The organism is Actinoalloteichus spitiensis RMV-1378 (assembly GCF_000239155.1).
GTDB lineage: Bacteria > Actinomycetota > Actinomycetes > Mycobacteriales > Pseudonocardiaceae > Actinoalloteichus_B > Actinoalloteichus_B spitiensis.
The window spans coordinates 1-2,413 of the sequence record NZ_AGVX02000546.1; the positions used below are offsets into that span (position 1 = coordinate 1).

Here is a 2,413-nt window from a genome sequence, read left to right on the forward strand (position 1 = left end):
CGTGGGGGCCCGGCCGGGGCGGGGCGGACCACCCGGTCAGCCGTCGGTACCGGTACGGCCCACGGCGTCCGGTCCCTCCACCGAGGTGCGCACCCGTTCCCTGGCGAACAGGCGCAGCAGCGGGTGGAAGGTGAACCGCAGTTCCCCGTCGGCCCGGCTGGTCTCCCGCATCCTCGGCTCCAACAACCGCCACTGGGCCAGCTGCATCAACACCTGGTCCGCGGCCACCGTCGAACAGCCCAGCCAGGGCGCGACCTGGTTCGCGGCGAACTCCGGCTCGTCGAGGGCGGCGAGCCGGCAGAGCGCGTCGAAGGCCTCCCCGGGGAGGCCCCGGCAACCGAGCTCGAACCGGGCGCGCACGTCCAACCCGTTGAAGGTGAGCAGGTCGAGCAGGCTCGTCGGGCTCGCCTCCAGCTGCCGGAGCACGTTGCGGATCGGCCACGGGCTGACGGCGGCGAGTCGCGCGCCGATGCAGCGGATCGCCAACGGCAGCCCACCGCACAGCCCCGCGAGCCGTTCGGCCTGTTCCCGTTCGGCGAGGATGCGCCGTCGCCCGACCACCGAGGTCAGCAGCTCCAGGCATTCCCGCGTGCTCAGGGGTTCCAGGTCGACCGCCCGCGCACCGCTGATCTCGCCGAGACCACCGGGGGCCGCGATCAACCCGGCGCAGTGCGGGCCGGTGGGCAACAACGGCAGGACGTCCTCCACCGAGGCGGGCGCGGTGAGGGAGACGAGGACCCGGCGGCTGGCCGTCCAGGTGCGGAAGACGTCGGCCCGCTCCTCGGTGCCGGCGGGCACCTCGGGTTCGGCGAAGCCGGCCGCCCGCAGGAACCGGGCGAGGGCGTCGTGGGCGCGCCCAGGACCGGCACCGGCCATGTCGAGGTGGAACTGGCCGTCGGGGAACAGCTCCCGCACCCGGTGGGCGAGCTGGGTGGTGAAGGCGCGGCGACCGATGCCGGGCAGGCCGCGCACCACGACCACCGGCCGGGACGTCCCGTCCTCCACCTGGGCCCGGACCCACGCCTCGCCGTCGCGGAGCTGGTTCTCCCGCCCCACGAAGTCCGGCACGGGCGGGGGCAGTTGGGCGGGGCTGCCGAGCACGGTGCGGGCCGAGCGCACGAATCCGGGCAGCAGCTGGGCAGGCCCGTCGCCGGCGAGGATGTCCTGTTGGAGCCTCCGCAGGTCGGCGGAGGGTTCGAGCCCGAGTTCGTCGATCATCAACCGCCGGAGCCGCTGGTAGGTCGACAGCGCCTCGTGCTGCCGGCCGCACTGGTGCAGCGCGATCATCAGGTGCCCGTGGAAGCTCTCGTGCAGCGGGTGGGTGATCACGAGCTGCTTGAGCTCTCCGATGAGGTAGCGGTGCCGGCCCAGCCGGAGGTCGGCCTCGATCCGCGTCTCCAGCGCCCGCAGCCTGCTCTCCTCCAACCTGGTGACCTGCGCCGCCAGCACGGGCCCGGTGTCCAGGTCGTCCAGCGCGGCACCCCGCCACAGCCGGAGGGCCTGGTTGAGCAGGTCGCTGGCCCGCACGGCGTCACCGCTGTCCATCGCCCCCAGCCCGACCCGGACGAGGTCGAGGAAGCGGAAGGAGTCGACGTCCCGGGGTTCGATCTCCAGGCCGTACCCGCCGCGCCGGGTGAAGAACAGGCCGGTGGCGGTGGGGGACACCGCGACGAACATCTTGCGGAGCTTGTAGATGTAGGTCTGGAGGGTCGCGGGTGCGGTGGCCGGCGGGTTCTGGCCCCACAGTTCGTCGACGAGTTGTCTGGCCTGCACCAGCTGGTTGGGCCGCAGGGCGAGCAGCGCGATCACGGTACGCAGCTTGGACGGACTGGGCGTGCACTCGTGCCCGTCCAGCGTTATCTCCATCGGTCCCAGGAAGTTGCATCGCAGCGGCACTGGAATCCCGACCCCTCGTTCACCAGACGTTGATCACGACGAACCAACCGACATGTCACACGGGTTCGACCTGCGAGCGGCGAAACGGCGACGCCGGTGGGAACAACGTCGCGCCGGTGTCCAGGCTTCGGTTCCGCTCGCGGGAGGATGGGCCGGGATCGGCGGCCGCCACCGGCGATCTCCGCGGCACGGAACACCGTCGTCCTGGGCGGATGTCGCCGGCCGCGAGTCCGAGCGATGTCCCAGGTGCCGCTGCGCCCGCCGCCGATCGTAACGGCAGGATTCGGACCGGCGGAAGACGATGGCCTCGATCGCGCGATGCTGTCACCCGGATTCGCGACGAAATGCGAACGGACTGGCACCAGAAGCCGAGAAGCAGGCGAACAAGATTCACATACTGGCCGACCGCTCCGCCACCTCCACTCGAACGAATGACCGGAGTGGAGGGAGGCGCGCACCAGGTACGCGCCCGCCCGGCCACCGGTCCGAGGAACCGGTCCGCACCGGAGCGCCCGAT

The 2,413-nt window shown here is 72.0% G+C and carries 1 protein-coding gene; it reads right to left on the reverse strand.

The genetic code is table 11. The features are described 5' to 3' along the window. Positions 1-36 precede the first annotated feature (36 nt). Positions 37-1,866, reverse strand: coding sequence for an AfsR/SARP family transcriptional regulator (locus ACTIDRAF_RS30355; RefSeq protein ID WP_157163190.1), 1,830 nt, complete (start codon positions 1,864-1,866; stop codon positions 37-39). Between the last annotated feature and the right edge of the window lie 547 nt (positions 1,867-2,413).

Excerpts from the sequence above, each read along its gene's own strand:
- ACTIDRAF_RS30355 (WP_157163190.1), bottom strand. The coding sequence starts at position 1,866 with ATGGAGATAACGCTGGACGGGCACGAGTGCACGCCCAGTCCGTCCAAG.